Genomic DNA, 18,168 nt, shown 5'->3' on the forward strand with positions numbered 1-18,168 from the left:
CAAATAGTCTCGTGCGATCGCCCGAGTTGCGGACAAAGCTACCCAAATAGTCAAGGATGGGTAGCTTTGTCCATAAATTAAGTTACAGTTTCAAACCCACGCATTGATTTGGTTTCTCGAAGGAAATCAAAGATTGGGGACTCAAGCCCAAGCCATTCTTTCTAATTTGGACAGTCAGCTTGTTCTACCCGCGATCGCTCTTGCTGAAGCTGCATGGATTGTAGAGCGGGGAAAAACATCAATTCCATCTGTAAATGCCTTGTTTAATGTGATTAATAGCGATTCCAGAATCACAGTTTATCCACTCGATCGAACTATCGTCGATCGAACGCTCAGCTTATTGAACATTAATGAAATGCACGATCGCCAAATTGTCGCAACCGCAATGATTTTGCAAGAGCGAGGTGAAACTGTTGCGTTGTTGACGTGCGATCGAAATATTACGGCTTCAGGTGTCATCTCTATTATCTGGTGATGGGATTTATAATAAAATAACGGTTACAAAGCATTGCGCCGGAATTCTCCAGAAATGAATTCTGCTTTGGTGAATCAATACTGAGGATTGTAACTTAAAGAATTTGATAAAAAAAAGGAACAATGTATTTTTCCATTGTTCCTTCTCTTGTTATTTCCCAAACTGTCAATCTACAGCTTGACTTCAATATCTACGCCGGCTGGCAAATCCAATTTCATCAAAGCGTCAATTGTTTTAGCAGAAGGCTGGTGAATGTCGATAATGCGACGGTGCGTGCGGGTTTCAAAGTGTTCGCGAGAATCTTTGTCTACGTGGGGCGATCGCAGCAAGCAATAAATCCGTCGTTTTGTCGGTAGGGGAATCGGGCCGATCGCAGTAGCTGCTGTCCGATTTGCTGTATCTACAATCTTTTCACAAGATGCGTCGAGAATTCGGCGATCGAAAGCTTTGAGGCGAATGCGAATTTTTTGTTGTTGGATAGCTGCCATTTTGGTTTCTTTAATTTTCTAGGTTCTGTTTATTTTTTGTTCTTTGTTATTTGTTCTTTGTTACTTGTTATTTGTTCTTTGTTACTTGTTATTTGTTCTTTATTATCGAATATTTAATCAATAACTACCAACCAATAACTACTAACCACTAACTACTAACCAATAACTACTAACCAATAACTACTAACTACTCACTAAATAGCAGAAAAGCCTATTGACATTTGGTGGCTTTTCTGCTATCAGGGCTGTTAGCGGATTCCTACTTGAGGATTTTGGAAACAACGCCGGCGCCGACGGTGCGGCCGCCTTCGCGAATTGCGAAGCGCATTCCTTGTTCGATCGCGATCGGGTGAATCAGATCTACAGTCATTTTGATCCGGTCACCAGGCATCACCATTTCAGCTTCCGAACCGTCATCAGCAGTGAACTGCATGATTGTACCGGTTACGTCAGTTGTACGGACGTAGAATTGAGGGCGGTAGCCAGAGAAAAATGGCGTGTGACGGCCGCCTTCTTCCTTCTTCAGAATGTAAACTTCAGATTCAAACTGAGTGTGAGGACTGATGGATTTTGGCTTGGCAATTACCATGCCTCTTTCAATATCAGCCTTCAAAATACCCCGGAGGAGTAGACCCACGTTGTCGCCGGCCAAGCCTTCATCCAAGGACTTAGTGAACATTTCCACACCAGTCACCGTAGTGCTGCGAGTGTCCTTAAGACCAATCACTTCGACAGTTTCGCCTACTTTGACACTGCCGCGCTCAATCCGACCAGTAGCCACAGTACCCCGACCAGTAATCGAGAATACGTCTTCAACTGCCATCAAGAAAGGCTTGTCAATTTCGCGTTCTGGAGTAGGGATGTAAGCATCTACTGCTTCCATCAGCTTGTAAATCTTGTCAATCCACTCATTTTCGCCCTGCTTGGTTTTGGGGTTAGCAAGCATCGCTTCGAGAGCTTTCAAGCCAGAACCAGTCACGATGGGAATGTCATCGCCAGGAAAATCGTAAGAGCTCAAAAGTTCGCGAACTTCCAGTTCTACCAGTTCCAACAGTTCAGCGTCATCCACCATGTCTTCCTTGTTCAAGAAGACAACCAAGCTGGGAACACCAACTTGCTTAGCTAGCAGGATGTGTTCGCGAGTTTGAGGCATGGGGCCGTCTGCCGCTGACACTACTAGGATGCCGCCGTCCATTTGAGCAGCACCGGTGATCATGTTTTTCACATAGTCAGCGTGTCCGGGGCAATCCACGTGGGCGTAGTGACGACCTGTGGTTTCGTATTCTACGTGAGCGGTATTAATCGTAATACCCCGTGCTTTTTCTTCGGGCGCAGCGTCGATGTCGGCGTAGTTCTTAGCCTTTGCTTGACCTAGTGCAGAGAGAGTCATCGTAATCGCCGCGGTCAAAGTTGTTTTGCCGTGGTCAACGTGACCGATTGTGCCGATGTTTACGTGGGGTTTAGTCCGTTCAAATTTTGCGCGTGCCATTCTCGATTTGTTCCTTGTTTTTTTTAGCGATTTTAGACTTGAGATTTTAGATTCTAGATTTTGGATTCAATCCAAAATCCAAAATCTAAAACCTTAAATCATTAGTTCCCTTTGTTCTTAGCGATAATGGCTTCAGCCACATTTCGCGGCACTTCTTCGTAATGGCTGAATTCCATTGTGAAGATGCCTCGACCTTGGGTTTTGGAGCGGATGTCAGTAGCGTAACCGAACATTTCTGCTAGTGGAACCTTTACAGAAACTTTGGCAATTCCCTGATCCGTCTCTTGACCTTCGATCTGACCCCGACGCGAGTTGAGGTCTCCGATGACGTTCCCGATGTAATCTTCGGGAACTTCAACCTCTACCTTCATCATAGGCTCTAGCAGCACAGGCGACGCCTTCATCACGGCTTCTTTGATTGCCATTGAACCGGCGATCTTGAATGCCATTTCTGAAGAGTCTACATCGTGGAAAGACCCGTCTACCATAGTAGCTCTGAGGTCGATCACGGGATATCCTGCTAGAATACCTGATTCGCAGGCTTCTTTCATCCCTTGTGCTGCCGGATTGATGTACTCTTTCGGTACAGTGCCACCGACAATTTTGGAGACAAATTCAAAGCCGGTTCCCTCTTCAGCAGGTTCTAGTTCGATCACCACGTGACCGTACTGACCTTTACCGCCGCTTTGGCGGATAAATTTACCTTCGGCGCGGACGGATTTGCGAATGGTTTCGCGGTAGGCTACTTGCGGCTGACCGACGTTGGCTTCTACTTTGAATTCGCGCAGCATCCTGTCTACCAAAATTTCCAAGTGCAGTTCTCCCATGCCGGCGATGACTGTCTGATTGGTTTCTGGGTCAACGTTGACTCGGAAGGTGGGGTCTTCTTCGGAGAGTGACTGGAGGGCTTTGGAGAGCTTCTCCATGTCTTGTTTGGTTTTGGGTTCCACCGCTACCGAGATGACTGGTTCTGGAATAAACAGGGACTCCAGAATCACTTCGGAGCCTTCTTCACAGATGGTATCGCCTGTGAAGGTGTCTTTCAGACCCAAGGCTGCTCCCAAGTCTCCGGCGCGGAGTTCTTCTACGTCTATCCGATCGTCCGCTTTGAGTACAATTAGGCGAGAAACCCGCTCTTTTTTGTCTTTGGTGGAGTTGAGGACGTAGCTACCTTTTTTGAGGACACCGGAGTAAACGCGGAGGAAGGTCAGGCGACCGTAGGGGTCTGCCATGATTTTGAATGCCAGAGCTGACAGCGGGGCGTTGTCGTCGGCAAAGCGCTCTGCGGTGTCGCCGTTGGGTAGGAGTCCTTGAATTGGGGGAACTTCCAAGGGCGACGGCAGATAGTCGATGACTGCATCCAACAACAACTGAACGCCTTTGTTTTTGAATGCCGAACCGCACAGCATGGGGACGATCGTACCTTGGACAGTACCGTGGCGCAGGGCCAAACGGATTTCGTCTTCGGTTAGTTCTACACCTTCGAGGTATTTCTCGGTAAGGGCGTCGCTGGTTTCTGCTACGGATTCGATCAGCTTGGTGCGATATTGGGCCGCTAGCTCTTGGACTTCATCGGGGATTTCTACTTCCTCGATATCAGTGCCCGTGTTGTTCTTGTAGATATAGGCTTTCATTTGCACTATGTCTACAATTCCCCGGAAGTTTTCCTCACTGCCGATCGGGATTTGGATGGGTACAGCGTTCGCTCTCATCCGATCGCAAATTTGAGCATAGACTTTGTAGAAGTTCGCGCCCATCCGATCCATTTTGTTGACAAACACGATTCGCGGTACTTTATACCGATCGGCTTGTCGCCAAACTGTTTCCGATTGTGGTTGCACTCCACCTACCGAGCAGAATACTGCGATCACTCCGTCAAGCACTCGCATGGAACGTTCTACTTCGATAGTGAAGTCTACGTGTCCGGGAGTGTCGATGATGTTGATTTTGTGCTCTTTCCAAGTGGTGGTGATAGCGGCAGCAGTAATCGTAATTCCCCGCTCTCGCTCTTGCGCCATCGTGTCCATAATTGTTGTTCCATCGTGCACTTCACCCATTTTGTGAACCATGCCAGAATAGAACAGAATTCTTTCTGTTGTTGTTGTTTTGCCCGCGTCAATGTGGGCGGCGATGCCGATGTTGCGAGTTTTCTCTAGCGGGACGATACGTGCCACAGCTACCTCCTTGGAGTTTGTGTTGCTATAATACAACTATACTACATAATAACTTTGTTTGCCATCGCTACCGACTTAGAACATAAGTATATGGAGCGTATTGTTACATTTTAATATTTTTTGCAACATTTGTTTACAAAAATATTAAGGATGCGACATGGAGGATTCAGAGACCGGGTGAATTTTTACTTTGGGAGTTTTGAGTTTGCTTCACGAATGGCCGGCAGCATTGTCCCTGGAGAAGCAATCTCAATACTCAAAATTTACACTTTTCAATTGATCGCCCGATGCTTTTATGCCGCGCGATCGACCTCTTCTCCATGCCCGACGATTTGGCAATTAGTAACGGTAGTGAGCAAAAGCCTTGTTAGCTTCTGCCATACGGTGTGTTTCTTCGCGCTTGCGAATAGCACTGCCTGTTTCGTTGGCTGCATCCATCAGTTCGTTAGCCAGTTTAGCTGCCATTGAGCGGCCTGTGCGGGCGCGGGCAAATCTAATCAGCCAACGGAGTGCGAGGGTGGTTCCGCGATCGGAACGTACTTCCATCGGCACTTGGTATGTAGCGCCACCTACCCGGCGGGCTTTGACTTCTACCAGGGGTGTAGCGTTTTTGACTGCTTTTTCAAACAAGTCTAACGGTTCAGCTCCTGTGCGTTCTTGGATGGTTTTCAGGGCGTCGTAGACTATGCTGGAGGCCACGGATTTTTTGCCGTGCTGCATGATCCGTCTCACCATCATGCTTACCAACCGGCTGTTGTAGGTTGGATCTGGAGGAACTGGACGTTTTTGAATAACTGTGCGGCGAGACATAGTTCTATTTGCGATTTTTGATTTTGAATGATTGAATTTGGGGTTTTGAACTCAGATATTATCGATCGCGGACGATCGAAAGTTTGGCTTTTCCACCCCTCAAGGATGCGAGTTACCAGAAAGAATTGGTTGAAAGCCGGAACACGAGTGAGGGAGAAGTTAAAATCAGACTATTCATTACTCCAATCCTCTTCCTTCTAGGTAGAGGTCGCTCTTAAACTGTCAACTGTCAACTGTCAACTGTCAACTGTCAACTGTCAACTGTTGAAGTCTTATTTCTTCGCTGCTTTAGGACGCTTCGCCCCATATTTTGAACGACCTTGCTTGCGGTCTTTCACGCCGGCAGTGTCTAATGTACCGCGAATGATGTGGTATCTAACTCCAGGTAAATCTTTTACCCGACCGCCTCGAATCATTACTACCGAATGTTCTTGCAAGTTGTGACCGATGCCGGGGATGTAGGCTGTCACTTCAAAACCAGAGGTCAGCCGTACCCGAGCCACTTTCCGCAGCGCCGAGTTGGGTTTTTTCGGGGTGGTCGTGTACACTCTGGTGCAAACTCCGCGGCGCTGGGGGCAACTCTTGAGAGCTGGCGATTTGGTTTTTTTCTGCGTTTGTTCCCGTGCTGAACGGATGAGTTGCTGAATAGTGGGCATGAGTTACGGCATTTCTAGCTTTTTGCTGAATATAGTGATTTGGCGGCATCCGCACTGAAAGTCCCTTCCCCTGTGTGGGGACGGGATAAATGAAAATAATTATGGGTAAGTGAGGATACCAGACTCTATATAGTACACGACTCGAGTTTTTTTGGCAAGAAATTTCCACGGCGGGCGAACTTTCTTGCTTGTTTGCTCGAAGTTGGGATGCGGCGATCGCCCGTCGTACCAATACATATGTGGCATTATATATTGAAGCCCAACTTTGAAGAGGGTCACAGCAGTGGTGCAAAATCGATCGCGCGAAATATCGAACCACCATTTTTCGGAGACGCCCATCAACTCTACCGTGCGATCGCATCACAGCCGCTCGCATCACAGCCTCAGAGAGATCGACATCACATAAAGTTATATAAAATTACCTGATAATAAGCAATATACATTTAGTTGAGCGCAGATGAAAACCAAAACTTATATTCCTGAAAGTACAATTTCCGAACTTTACTTGAATATTTGGAAATCCGGTAAGATAGATCGGACGGTGTTCCACCAAATTCAATACGAAATTAATTCTGAGACTTTAAAAAGTTCAGACGAGCTAAAAATTGTTAGCAGACTGCTCTATGCAGTCCGACGGGGATGGCTTTTAGTCATGGACTAAGTGGCGTTTGGAGTGTTGATATTACCTCCAAAGGCAAGCGCCAACAACGCAGGTGAGTGAGTTTTCAGTTTTGAGTTAAAATCTCATCCATAAAATCATATATAAATTATATTATATAGAGACTCAAATAAGACTCACCACACTTGACAGGCAATATTCAAGGAAAAGGACAGGGTATGTTTAATTCTACAGAACTGCTGATCGAAGCTTTCATCAAACAACTAGAAAATGGATATAGTCGCACTTACGGAGGCTACAAATCCGACTATGCCGACATTATTGCCTGGGTGGGGGCAATGGCGTTAGAAAACATTGCAAGCAGCGACGCTCTTTATCACAATACAGAACACGCCATTTGTATTACCTTGGTCGGTCAAGAAATTTTGCGGGGAAAACACATTCGCAAGGGCGGAGTCTCGTGTGAAAATTGGCTGCACTTCATCATTTCTTTGCTGTGCCAAGATATCGGATATGTCAAAGGAGTTTGCCGAGAAGACCAAGCATCAGCAGGATTGTATGCTACCGGAAAAGATGGCATGAGAATTGCACTTGCTCCTGGTGCAACAGCGGCTAGTTTATCTCCTTACCGAGTTGACAGAGCAAAACTATTCATTGACGAGCGCTTCGGCAACCACAAGCTAATTAATGCTGAGATAATCAAGCAGAACATAGAACAGACTCGTTTCTCGGTGCTTGACGGCAACATTGACCAAGATGCAGGTAATTATTCTAGTTTAGTTCGCGGTGCTGACTTGATAGGTCAGCTCAGCAACCCACAATATTTACAAAAAATTGGCGCGCTGTTTTACGAATTGGAAGAAAGCGGTGCTACTAAAGTTTTGGGATACCGACATCCGGGCGACTTGCTCCAAAGCTACTCTAAGTTTTACTGGAGTGGAATTTATCCTCACATTAGCGAATCTCTCGGTTATTTGCAGTTGACCCAGGAAGGCAAACAGATTGTTGCTAGTTTGTACGCCAACGTATTTCGGATGGAACACCAACGTTTCGATTCAGAGGTTGCTTGATTGCCAAGGGCGGGAGCTCACAGCCACCGCCCCTAAAGAACTTCACTCTCCATTTCCGAATGGTATTGAGGACATAACCAATTGCTAGGTATCAAAGAAGGCCATCCCTCCCGCAGCGCTTCAAAACAAACAGCACGCACAGTTAACTGACAATCCAGCAATTCTACACCAGCTTTTTCAACTTGCTTTTTCCCAATTTTAAAAATCGATTCATCGCTAAATTCAAAAGTCTTGTGACACTGAATGCAAACCAGGTGATGATGGTGGTGTAATTCAGGCAAATTTAGTTCATAATGTTTGTGTCCTTCTGCTAATTCTAGTTCGCGCAAAATCCCAATTCTGGCTAATAAATGCAATGTTCTATATACAGTAGATAAGCCAATTTTTTCTCCTTGACTCTGTAAAGTTTTATATAACTCTTCTGCACTCAAATGATTGCCTTGCCGTAGATTTTGAAAGACGCTTAAAATAGTTTCTCGCTGGGGAGTCAGGCGACAGCCCCTCTGGTTGAGTTCGACTTTGAGTGAGTTAGCACTGTATAAATTCATATTTGTGAAGGCAGAAGGATTTAGTTATCTAGGAGAGGAGAGGAGGGTAGGCACGGGGGCACTACCCCTACAAATTGTTCGCAATTCATAATTGAGGGCTATAGCCGCTTTTCCCTCTTGCTAAAGGTGTAACTGAAGGATTAGTTGTCGGTATTTCTGTGTAAGGTTTATGAAGCTTAGAGCAATGTTGTTGACAAGAATTGGCAAAACAAGTTTTCGGTTCAAAGTCGGTACAGCCGATCGCATCTTCAGTACAAGCAACACACGGCCGCACGGTACACTTGAGACGGTAGTCATTAGTAAAAAACTCGCAATCCGAACACGGAATTTGATGCAGTCGCCGAATTTGATAGAATCCTTCTCGCAGCGCTACCGAAATACTCCACAAAAACAGAACCATCAAAGTCCCGATACAGAAACAGCAAATAAAAACAGTCATAGGGTGATTTTCTCAACAGTATATACAAATCCAGAACTGAGCCAATTTAAGCAAGAAAGTTGAACTTTGTTTCTTGCTTAAATTCGATTCAGATTCTATTTTGAGTTCAGTTCACAACACCTCGGAAAATTGCATCAATGCCAGCAAAATTGTCTAGCAGCAAATAAGCAAGGAAAGCTCCGCTCGTACCTCCGATCACAAAACCGCCCCGGAATAAACTCCAATCTTCCGGCGTTTTGTGCCAGTAAAGAACTTTACCTGCTTCGATGTTCCGATTCTCGTAAATCGAGAGGCCTATTGCCAAAATCAAGACTAATGCCAGAGTTGCCAGCAATCCTGCCAGAGGTGCTAAACCTTTTTCTTGTAAAGGCAGCAATACTGCAAAAGCTCCTACCAGGAAATAGCCGTGAGCCAAGCTAACTTCTAATCCCCTGACTATGGGAGACAATCCCTTGCGGTAAATCGGCAAATTCCGCAAAAAAGTTACAGTCGTGTCAGAAAAACTTACGGTTGTCGTTGCACTTGCAACTGGAACCATAGCAGGAGTTGCCGTTACAAATTCGCCCGATCGAAAATCAAATCCTGCTGCTTTTGTCCGTACCCGCAGGGCGTGCCAAATATGACCGGAAAGCGCCAGAATCGCTAAGATAAAGTGGCTTGTTGCCTGCCAAGTCCGCGAAGAAACTACTGTGGCTTCCGGGCCGGTTAAACCCACAGGGCCGTAGAAAACCTCTGGATAAACAGTGTCGTTTACTGTCACAAAGTAGGCAGCCAAAAAGCCCATGTAAGCCAAAGCGCCCAAACTGTAAGAAAGGTAAGCTTCTCCCGACCAAAACAACACTCGCTGGGCCCAGGCAAAAGGCTTGGTGAAGATATGCCAGAAACCGCCAATGATGCAGAGCAAGCCGACATAAATGTGACCGCCGATCACATCTTCTAAGTTGTCAACTGCTGCCATTCCTTCGGGGCCGTATACGGGGAAGAGATAGCTAAAAATGCGAATGGGATTGAGGGTTGGTTCGCTAATTATTCGTACATCTGCGACGTGGGGATCGTAAAGACCTCCCCAAAATAAGGCTTTTGCGACTAGCAGCCAAGCACCAGCACCTAATAGTAATAGGTGAATGCCGATGATGCTGGTCATCTTATCTTTGTCTTCCCAGTCGTAGCCGAAGGAACCAAAGAAAGTGTTGTTTTGTGGCAATACTTTCGGGCCGAGCAAGGAATGATAAAGGCCGCCGGCACCAAGAACTGCGGAGCTAATTAAATGCACAACTCCGATCGCAAAATAGGGATAGATATCAACAATTTGACCACCTTTACCTACTCCCAAACCCAAACTTGCCAAATGTGGCAGCAGGATTAAACCTTGGTCGTACATGGGCTGCTGCGGGTTGAAATTGGAAATTTCAAACAGAGTCATCGCCCCGGCCCACAGTACAATCAAACCTGCGTGAGCGACGTGAGCTCCTAAAATTCGTCCTGACAATTCTGTGAAACGGGCGTTACCAGCCCACCAGCCGTACTCGTTTTCTGGCTTTTCCAGTTCTGGTTTTAAATTCGGTTCAGCTATTGCTTGCATTTTCGCTTTCCTCTAATTTCGGTGAATTGGAGTTGCCCAAAAAACCCGGTTTCTCACAAAAGTCGTCGCTTTTTTCGAGAAATGTTGGTGCAGAAACCGGGTTTTTGACCCCCGCGCGTAAATTCTGGGTTAACTCGCTGCATTCGCTGCAACTTGGTTGACGACTTCGCCTTTGCGGAAGTCAAATCCCGCTGCTCGGAGGGCGTGCCAAATATGTCCTTGCAAGAAGAAGAAGGCTAACCAGAAGTGAGAATTTGCCAGCCAAGTTCGAGAAGTCAAAACTTCTCCACTATCGAAATAGGGATATTGCTGGATGCCAATTTTTAAGGCTGGGCCGAAGAATTCTACTGGGTAAACCAGGGTGTTGACTGAGACAAAGTAGGCGGCGATGAAACCCATTAAGGCTAAAGCGCCAAGACTGTAGGAGAGATAAGCTTCTCCTGACCAGACGAACAGGTTTTCTGTCCAAGCAAAAGGCTGAGTGCGAATGTGCCACAACCCGCCGATTATGCAGAGAATTCCTACCCACATATGGCCGCCGACAACATCTTCGAGGTTGTTGACGGAGGCAATCCAGTTTTTGCCACCTGCGCCGAATAGGTAGCCGAAAATCACAGTTGGGTCGAATGTGGGTTCCGAAATCACCCGCACTTGCCCGATCGTGGTATCATACAAACCACCGAAATACATTGCTTTGGCCACCAATAAGAAGGCTCCGATACCTAACAAAACTAGGTGGATGCCTAAAATTGTGGTCATTTTTTCTTTGTCTTCCCATTTGTAGCCGAAGAAAGGAGTTCTTTCTTCGAGGGTGGCTTCTCCTTTGAGGGAGTGGAAGATGCCACCGAAGCCGAGAAAGGCTGAGCTGATTAGGTGTACAACACCAATCTGAAAGTACGGATAAGTATCAACAATTTTGCCTCCGGCACCGACACCTAAGCCGAGTCTGGCTAGGTTGGGTAGCAGAATTAAACCTTGTTCGTACATGGGCAATTCTGGGTTGAACCGGGAAAGCTCAAACAGGGTATAGGCTCCCGCCCAGAAGACGATGAGACCGGCTTGGGCGACGTGAGCACCTAGCAAACGACCCGAAAGGTTGATTAAGCGGGCGTTGCCGGCCCACCAGGGGAAGGTTTCTCCTTCGGCTGGGAAGGATGTTTTTGCCATGTTTGTCACGGCGAGTCACCTCTTGAGAAAGATGTCAATTGAGTCTTAAGCTTGTGCAGCTTATTGATATAGATAATCAACAATTTTGCTGGCTTAGTCAAGTCTTTTTGCTAAAGATTATCATTAAGTTTGGTTGAGATATGTAACAAGGCTGCCGAAAAGATTGCGTAGCAAGGATTTTGTGGAGTTATGCCGATCGGCTATGACTATTTTCATTACTGGTGTAGATTTGCAGTAAGTAAATATGTCTAGATTTATTGATAAAGAATTTTAGTAAGGTGCAGAAATAGACAGGAGTGGATATTTCAACTCAAAAGCCTGAGAACAAGTGTTCCCAGGCTTTTTTAGCTAGATATTTAATTGCTTGTTGCATTTGATATCAAATTCGGTAGCATCCGAATTTTGATTAGCCGAGATGAGGAGACGGCAGTGCCGTGTCCCTACAATATTATTTTGGGTAGGGACACGGCATTGCCGTCTCCTCTATCATTGCAGTACAACCGGAATTAATCTGAGGTGCTAGCTCAAGCAGAGGATTTACTTTCTTCAGCTACTTGCTCGTTGCTGGGCAACTCCAGGCAATAACCCGCGCCGTATACGGTTTTGATGTACCGAGGATGGCGGGGATCGGGTTCCATCTTGGTTCTCAGGTGTCTGATGTGTACGCGAATTGTTTCGATATCGTCATCGGGGTCGTAACCCCAGACTTCTTTGAGAATTTCGCTGGGAGAGACTGTCTGACCGTGGCGCTGGAGCAAGCAGTGCAACAACTCGAACTCTAGGTGAGTCAGTTTGACGGTATTAACGTACCAAACAGCTTCAAACCTTTCGGGGACAAGAGTTAGCGGGCCGTAATTCAGGATTTCTGAGTGTTTGGCAGCTTGGGGGATGCGGTCTGTGCGCCTCAGCAAGGCTCGCACTCGTGCCAGCATTTCTTCTAGTTCAAAGGGTTTGGTCAGGTAATCGTCGGCGCCGGAGTTGAAGCCTTCTACTTTATCTTGAGTTTGACTTAAGGCTGTCAACATCAAGACGGGTATGTCGGCGGTGCGATCGTCACGCCGCAATCGCTGACACACTGTGAATCCGTCTACTCTAGGCAGCATCAGGTCTAGCATGATCAGGTCGGGGAGCATTTGTATTGCTAGTGCCTGACCTTTGATGCCGTCTTCTGCCTGGGTGACTTCGTAGCCAGCCATTTCTAGGTTGACGGCTACGAGTTCGGCGATCGCCGCGTCATCATCAATAACAAGTATCCGAGGCATCATCATTTATCTCACCGCTAACCAGATGGCGGAGGCTACAGCCTTCTGGGGGTTCCAGGTAACTTTAAGGAGCAATTTTTTAATTTTAAGCTTCATAAAAAAACTCGGTAAGTGGGAAACTCAGGGTATGAAAGACCTGAGAGGAAAATGACCAGGCGATTTCAACCGCCTTGAATCTTTACCATTACCGCCTTGGAGTTGCAAGAGTCTGGTGTACTTTTGTAATGTACTTTCAATGGGACAATTACCATCTCAAATCTTGCAACCCTGTACGCATAATGTTCGCTCCTGATGGAGCCTCCCTTCCGGGGTAATGTTCGCCTCGACCTGGTTATAAAGGCTTGTTAGACCTGCGACACTGTTTCAGTGACTTTAAAACTGTTTAATCGCAGGTGACAGAGCGGAAAACTGGCGTCGCATTCGCCGGTGTCGTGACCTAAATAACGTCTCCTCCCAAGAGGGGTCTGGTCAGAACAGCTTGCAATTTCTTACAAGCTCAGTGGCTTGAGCCTCGGAGTTCCTGACTAAGGATTATAAGGTTCATTAAGAACTTTTAGGGTTCTGTAAATATTCTTGTACTAATTATAAGCCCTCTTGAGCGCATATCAGAAAACTGTTCGCCAAAAATCTTGCTGGGAGTCGATTTTTTGCCGGCAAGAACAGCTTCCTGTTTCTTCTGGGTTTGCCTGCGACTTCAGGCAATGGCGCTAAGGGTAAGCTACTGCGGGTGCCAGAGATTGTCTGTGGCGATCGAGCCATATAGGGGAATTCGGATAGAGGATTTGGCGACTCGATAACGGGTCATTGAAATATACTGCTTAAATGCTGTACCACTTAAGCCCGGTCTTTGAGACATCTGTTAACGGCTAACTGTTAACTTTTAAAATTTTGTTAAGTTTAGTTAAAAAACTTTCTTTTTTTTGAGGATTGCCACTTGCTTTTCAGGGCTATTGACTGTATAATTTAATAATTGAAATATAAGTATTTATCAAAAAAATAAAAAATATTCCCATTATCAAATAGTATCATACATAAGTCAAACAATCAATCCCGCAACCTGAAAATTTGGGGTGATTTTTTTTCAATTATTTTTTTACCATAAAGAATTGGTTGAAAGCCCGCCCGCCCGATCGCCCTTGAGAAATCAAAAGAAGACGATTCATTACTCCAATCCTCTTCCTTCCTTTGTCAAGTGCTGTCAACTGTCAACTGTCAACTGTCAACTGTCAACTGTCAACTGAACATCGCCCTTGGAGCAGCCAAGCAAAGGATAAAAACTGCTAGCAAGGCTAAGGCTACTGAGGGGGAGCAGGCTGAGTATTTTTGGTAGGAAGAGTCGGTTGAGGGGTTAATTTTTGGAAGTAAAGACCGCCGACTGTTAGTAAGAATATTGTATAACCAACAGCTTGCAAAAGATAGATTCGATCGCGGTATCCAAAGAGCGCTTTGAGAATCACTCCCGGAAATTGTCGATCGGGCAAAACTCCCGCTACATTCCACACCATCGGGCCTAAAATACAAGAGTGGAGTTGTGCAGTGCGATCGTAAAAAACACAAATTGCTGCATACTGGCTATCCGTCTGGGACAAAATGGCAGCGGAGGCGTCAAAATGTTTGAGTGCAGAGACTGCTAAACCGGCGACGATTAGCAATAATAAGATTCCCATAAATTTGAAAAACTGGCGGATATCGATTTTGACACCCCATTTAAAAATTAGGGAACCAATGATTGCAGCCCCAAGCAAACCGCCCACAGCACCTAAAGCTGGAGTTAAACCTTGTTGAAATTGAGCGCTGATAAATATAACTGTTTCAAAACCTTCGCGAAGTACGGCGATAAAAATCAAGCCGAATACGCCCCAGCCAGCATTCGTGTTTGATTTTAAAGCTGCGGTAAGTGCGCCTTCAACTTCGGCTTTGAGAAAGCGGGCTTGCTGAGTCATCCAAATTAGCATCCAGCTTAGCATGGCGATCGCAAAAATTCCCAATACGCCTTCTAATAGCTGTTTAATTACGGGTGCGTAAGGCTGATTTGATGTTGATAGTGCTGCGAGCAATCCATTGAATAAAACACCGACAAAACCGCTAGCAGCAATGCCGGCTGCGATACCTGCATAAACCCAAGAATTGAGGTGAGTTTGGTCGGCTTTTTTCAAGCAAGCTAGGACAATTCCGACGACTAAGGCGGCTTCTACGCCTTCACGGAGAGTAATTACAAAGGTTGGGATGGCTTCAGTAAAGTTCATTTTTTGATAACTGCTAATTTGTAGTTAGTGTTTAGTCTTTAGCAACTTTTATTTTAGCGCTGGCAGAATATCAATTTATTGATCCGCGAAGGCGCGTTAGGCGAAGCCGCGCGTAAGCGCTAGGGCGTGAAGGAATAGAAACTAAGAGAAGGACTTATAGCCTTTCTCAAAAAGATGAGGTATGACTGACAGGTTATTATAACCCTTGAACGTATAGGGATCTCTTCCCAACAACGTCCGCGAATATGAGAGCTAGATACGCTATAGATACTCTTAAGGCGGTTCTGGAGTAACTAATGACAATGACGAATGGTAAGGTGCGTCGCTTTGAGATTGTCTATTTTTTTTGAGTGATTCTTTGTACCGACGCACCCTACGACTAATGACTAAATCAACTGTAATCCCGCAGCATTTTTTTGAGTTCCACTTGGTGCAATTCTTCTTGTCCAATTAGAGTGCGGGCGTATTCTTCGAGATAAACGCTGGAGTCTGTGACGACTTCTAGTAAGGATTTATACTTTTTAAGCGCTTTTTTCTCGTGATTTAAACTTTCTTCCAACAAGTCTTTGATGGAGTGTTTGTATGTTTCTTCGATGGGGGCAATTTTTTGGCTGGGATGTCCGTCTAAACCTGTTAAAATTTCTCCGGCTTGTTGGGCGTGGAGTAGGGATTCGGTTGCTTGTGCTTGAAAAAACTGCACGATGGGAATTCGGTTTGGCCCTGTCACCATTAGTGCATAGTGGGTGTAGCGCACTACTCCTGCTAGTTCCCATTCCATGATGGTGCATAGCAGTTCTTGGGTTTTTTTCTCGTCGAGTTCTTTCATTTGCTATTTTCGATCTAAGATGCAGTCAAGAGCAGTTGTCATAATATCACATTTTTTAATTTAATAGCAATATAGCAATATCGAATGCAAAACTCGGATTACCGTCACGCGGCTAATGTCTCGATTGGAAGAGGAAAAAGTTATCGATCGCTCCCGCCCTCAGTACATCGTTTTAACTTAGCATTTTTGACATTTCTGATAATTATTATAATTATCAGAAATAAAGGAATTTTTTAACCCCACATGCACACAGAAAAACGCAGATACCCAAAAAGTATCTGCGTTTGTACTTCGACTGATTATTTAAGTCGTCACCAATGCCTTCAGCAGATAAGCGCGAGTTCCTGTTTGGTTTACGCCCTTCGCATCTCTGTAGGTGTAACTGCCATAGGCAGAAATATCGCCAAAGTTATTGATGCCAGTAGCGTTAGTTAATGTCACATTCGAGCCGCCAAAGCTCGGATTTGTGAGGATCAAACTGTTCAAGTCTTTGATAGTGCCGTTGTTCCAGACAAAAGCGCGGTTTTGAAGGCTCGAATTCTGGGAGACGCCGACCACTTGACCGAATTGGTTGATGCCAGCGGCGGCACCGGTTGCACCGCCAAGGCTGCCGATGTTGATTTTTTGACCGTTTTGCAAGAGGAAGGGTGAGCTTGTGGCTGTAGCCCCAGTGCCACCGCTCGTACTACCGATGATTTGACCGCTATCGTTGATGTCACGGAGAGTGGCTTGTTCTGCCCCAAAGGTGCCGAGGTTGGTTAGTTTATATTTACCGTCTGCGCCTTTTTCCCACAACGCCGCAGTGTTTACGGTCTTGTCGTTGAGTCCGTCACTGTCAACTTCGCCGACAATTACACTCTTATTGTTAATTCCAACCGCTCTACCTGTGTCACCGCCCAAATCTGGCAGGGGGTTGATGAAACCTTCGCTTGAATAAAAGGCGCGGGTGCGATTTGAGGCTGTTGAGGTAGAACCGGGCCCGTAGATGTGGCGGCCAGCAATTTCGTTTTTGTTGTTGATGTCGAAGAAGTAGCTTTCAACACCACCCAAATCGGTGATTTGTAGGGTGTAATCGCCACCAGCCTCCCTTTGCCACAGCAAGCCGCGGTCTGTGGCTCGACCGGCAAATTCATCGCTTGTACCGGCGATCGCACCTAGATCATTGATGGCCGCAGTAAAGCCGCCACCACCGCGCTGAGTAACCTCTTTTCCGGTATTGTCACCGCCGCCATTTTTGATGCCAGTGCTAGTCAGTGGCTTGAACTCCCCATTTTCCCAAACAAATCCTTGATTGCGGAAGCCTGTGCCACTTACTTCGGTGGTTTGGGAACGACCAACTATTTGTCCTTTGTCGTTAATAGCATTAGCTTGGGTGGCATTGCCTGTGGGTGCGATCGAACCTAGGTCAATAGCCTGGTAGCGGTACAGCGGGATATCGTTGGAAAGGAGAGCTTTTTGTACTCCCGTAGCTACGTCTTTGATGGTTGCCAACAAGTCATCTCCGGCTTTGATTAGGGTGTTGCCCATTTCGGTGACAAAGGAGAGGAATTGGCCCGCGAGGCTGCCGCCTAAGCGCAGTTTATCTGTACTCCCATTAAATCCAGATATGGTAACGGAACCAGGGCCTGCTTCGAGAACGATTTGATCGCTACCATTGCCAAGGGAAACTGTATCGTTGCCAGTTCCTGGTTTGATCAAGTTATCGCCGTCGCCTGCGTTGATGTTGTCATCGCCGGCACCGGTGTAGATTTGGTCGTTGCCACTACCTGCGGTGACGAAATCGTTGCCACTACCTGTAACCACGCGGTTGTTGCCTTTGCCTGCGAAGACGCGGTTGTTACCTTCTCCGGCATTGATGATGTCATTGCCTGTTTGAGCGTAGATGGTATCGTCACCTGGGCTGCCGACGATGCTTTTATTACCTTCGCTAGCGAAGATGCTGGTGGCTTTTGCCCCGGCATTGATGATGTCTTTACCAGTGCCTGCAAAAAGTGTACCGCTGCCATCGCCTGTGATTAGGCTGTCATTATCTAGTAGTTTAATTTCGCTGGCGGTTCTTTCTGAATTGAGGGTGCTGGGTGAGCCAATCGACTTTGCAATCAGACTATTCAACTGCGACAAGTCACTGGATATTCCTAAGTCTGCAATAGCAGTATTGGGAAACAGGGGAAATGATGTATTCAACAAGTTATCGGGAACCATTAGAAACTCCTTTGATATGTATGTTTGGGTTGTATTTGAGCGCGTGTAAAACTACACCCTGAAGTTAGACTTTGGGATCAAGATTGATGCTATAATCTCGAAAAAACCTGATGAG

16 protein-coding genes are annotated in these 18,168 nt (G+C 46.1%); 3 read left to right on the plus strand and 13 right to left on the minus strand.

Annotated elements, in window-relative coordinates; translation table 11 throughout:
* Positions 1–103 precede the first annotated feature (103 nt).
* Positions 104–475, plus strand: coding sequence for a PIN domain-containing protein (locus tag JGK07_RS11095; RefSeq protein ID WP_293186978.1), 372 nt, complete (start codon positions 104–106; stop codon positions 473–475).
* A 170-nt stretch (positions 476–645) separates the two neighbouring features.
* Here the strand turns inward: JGK07_RS11095 and rpsJ are convergent, their stop codons facing one another.
* The 5 genes from rpsJ to rpsL form a co-directional block, all read right to left on the minus strand.
* Entirely contained in the window at positions 646–954 is a 309-nt protein-coding gene (gene rpsJ / locus JGK07_RS11100; protein WP_202798556.1) for a 30S ribosomal protein S10, read from the minus strand.
* Positions 955–1,222: 268 nt separating this feature from the next.
* Positions 1,223–2,452, minus strand: a complete 1,230-nt coding sequence (tuf, locus tag JGK07_RS11105) for an elongation factor Tu (RefSeq protein ID WP_293186979.1) — start codon at positions 2,450–2,452, stop codon at positions 1,223–1,225.
* A 101-nt stretch (positions 2,453–2,553) separates the two neighbouring features.
* Positions 2,554–4,626: an elongation factor G gene (gene fusA / locus JGK07_RS11110; protein ID WP_293186980.1), complete on the minus strand. Its 2,073-nt coding sequence runs from the start codon at positions 4,624–4,626 to the stop codon at positions 2,554–2,556.
* A 339-nt stretch (positions 4,627–4,965) separates the two neighbouring features.
* Positions 4,966–5,436: a 30S ribosomal protein S7 gene (gene rpsG / locus JGK07_RS11115; RefSeq protein ID WP_006632196.1), complete on the minus strand. Its 471-nt coding sequence runs from the start codon at positions 5,434–5,436 to the stop codon at positions 4,966–4,968.
* Between the two features lie 272 nt (positions 5,437–5,708).
* Entirely contained in the window at positions 5,709–6,092 is a 384-nt protein-coding gene (gene rpsL, locus JGK07_RS11120) for a 30S ribosomal protein S12 (protein ID WP_106150480.1), read from the minus strand.
* 457 nt (positions 6,093–6,549) lie between these two features.
* Here rpsL and JGK07_RS11125 point away from each other — a divergent pair, with 457 nt between their 5' ends.
* Positions 6,550–6,753, plus strand: coding sequence for a hypothetical protein (locus JGK07_RS11125; RefSeq protein WP_293153605.1), 204 nt, complete (start codon positions 6,550–6,552; stop codon positions 6,751–6,753).
* A gap of 176 nt (positions 6,754–6,929) precedes the next feature.
* The gene (locus JGK07_RS11130) at positions 6,930–7,781 is read left to right on the plus strand and encodes an Npun_R2479 family HD domain-containing metalloprotein (protein ID WP_293186982.1); all 852 of its coding nucleotides are present in this window, start codon (positions 6,930–6,932) and stop codon (positions 7,779–7,781) included.
* Positions 7,782–7,813: 32 nt separating this feature from the next.
* On the opposite strand, the gene JGK07_RS11135 is transcribed toward JGK07_RS11130, so the two are convergent.
* The 8 genes from JGK07_RS11135 to JGK07_RS11175 form a co-directional block, all read right to left on the minus strand.
* Entirely contained in the window at positions 7,814–8,329 is a 516-nt protein-coding gene (locus JGK07_RS11135; protein ID WP_293186983.1) for a transcriptional repressor, read from the minus strand.
* 85 nt (positions 8,330–8,414) lie between these two features.
* Positions 8,415–8,768: a hypothetical protein gene (locus JGK07_RS11140; RefSeq protein WP_293186984.1), complete on the minus strand. Its 354-nt coding sequence runs from the start codon at positions 8,766–8,768 to the stop codon at positions 8,415–8,417.
* A 106-nt stretch (positions 8,769–8,874) separates the two neighbouring features.
* On the minus strand, positions 8,875–10,350 hold the full coding sequence (locus JGK07_RS11150) for a chlorophyll a/b binding light-harvesting protein (RefSeq protein ID WP_366516584.1): 1,476 nt from the start codon (positions 10,348–10,350) through the stop codon (positions 8,875–8,877).
* A 129-nt stretch (positions 10,351–10,479) separates the two neighbouring features.
* Positions 10,480–11,517 carry a chlorophyll a/b binding light-harvesting protein gene (locus JGK07_RS11155; RefSeq protein ID WP_293241858.1) on the minus strand — a complete coding sequence of 346 codons (1,038 nt, stop codon included), beginning with the start codon at positions 11,515–11,517 and terminating at the stop codon, positions 10,480–10,482.
* Between the two features lie 524 nt (positions 11,518–12,041).
* Positions 12,042–12,779: a response regulator transcription factor gene (locus tag JGK07_RS11160; RefSeq protein ID WP_293153650.1), complete on the minus strand. Its 738-nt coding sequence runs from the start codon at positions 12,777–12,779 to the stop codon at positions 12,042–12,044.
* 1,295 nt (positions 12,780–14,074) lie between these two features.
* Positions 14,075–15,025 (minus strand): FTR1 family protein, encoded by a 951-nt coding sequence (locus tag JGK07_RS11165; RefSeq protein ID WP_293183827.1) that lies wholly within the window; start codon positions 15,023–15,025, stop codon positions 14,075–14,077.
* A gap of 391 nt (positions 15,026–15,416) precedes the next feature.
* Complete coding sequence (locus JGK07_RS11170; RefSeq protein WP_293153590.1) at positions 15,417–15,851, minus strand: ferritin-like domain-containing protein; 435 nt, start codon at positions 15,849–15,851, stop codon at positions 15,417–15,419.
* Between the two features lie 303 nt (positions 15,852–16,154).
* Entirely contained in the window at positions 16,155–18,053 is a 1,899-nt protein-coding gene (locus JGK07_RS11175) for a DUF3466 family protein (RefSeq protein ID WP_293183830.1), read from the minus strand.
* Positions 18,054–18,168 lie beyond the last annotated feature (115 nt).

Source organism: Microcoleus sp. PH2017_24_DOB_U_A (genome assembly GCF_020738205.1).
In the GTDB taxonomy this organism is placed as follows: Bacteria; Cyanobacteriota; Cyanobacteriia; order Cyanobacteriales; family Microcoleaceae; genus Microcoleus.

Bases quoted from the DNA above. Each gene is read 5' to 3' on its own strand.
- tuf (WP_293186979.1), bottom strand. From the start codon at position 2,452: ATGGCACGCGCAAAATTTGAACGGACTAAACCCCACGTAAACATCGGC.
- rpsG (WP_006632196.1), bottom strand. From the start codon at position 5,436: ATGTCTCGCCGCACAGTTATTCAAAAACGTCCAGTTCCTCCAGATCCA.
- rpsL (WP_106150480.1), bottom strand. From the start codon at position 6,092: ATGCCCACTATTCAGCAACTCATCCGTTCAGCACGGGAACAAACGCAG.
- JGK07_RS11125 (WP_293153605.1), top strand. From the start codon at position 6,550: ATGAAAACCAAAACTTATATTCCTGAAAGTACAATTTCCGAACTTTAC.
- JGK07_RS11130 (WP_293186982.1), top strand. From the start codon at position 6,930: ATGTTTAATTCTACAGAACTGCTGATCGAAGCTTTCATCAAACAACTA.
- JGK07_RS11135 (WP_293186983.1), bottom strand. From the start codon at position 8,329: ATGAATTTATACAGTGCTAACTCACTCAAAGTCGAACTCAACCAGAGG.
- JGK07_RS11140 (WP_293186984.1), bottom strand. From the start codon at position 8,768: ATGACTGTTTTTATTTGCTGTTTCTGTATCGGGACTTTGATGGTTCTG.
- JGK07_RS11150 (WP_366516584.1), bottom strand. From the start codon at position 10,350: ATGCAAGCAATAGCTGAACCGAATTTAAAACCAGAACTGGAAAAGCCA.
- JGK07_RS11155 (WP_293241858.1), bottom strand. From the start codon at position 11,517: ATGGCAAAAACATCCTTCCCAGCCGAAGGAGAAACCTTCCCCTGGTGG.
- JGK07_RS11160 (WP_293153650.1), bottom strand. From the start codon at position 12,779: ATGCCTCGGATACTTGTTATTGATGATGACGCGGCGATCGCCGAACTC.
- JGK07_RS11165 (WP_293183827.1), bottom strand. From the start codon at position 15,025: ATGAACTTTACTGAAGCCATCCCAACCTTTGTAATTACTCTCCGTGAA.
- JGK07_RS11170 (WP_293153590.1), bottom strand. From the start codon at position 15,851: ATGAAAGAACTCGACGAGAAAAAAACCCAAGAACTGCTATGCACCATC.
- JGK07_RS11175 (WP_293183830.1), bottom strand. From the start codon at position 18,053: ATGGTTCCCGATAACTTGTTGAATACATCATTTCCCCTGTTTCCCAAT.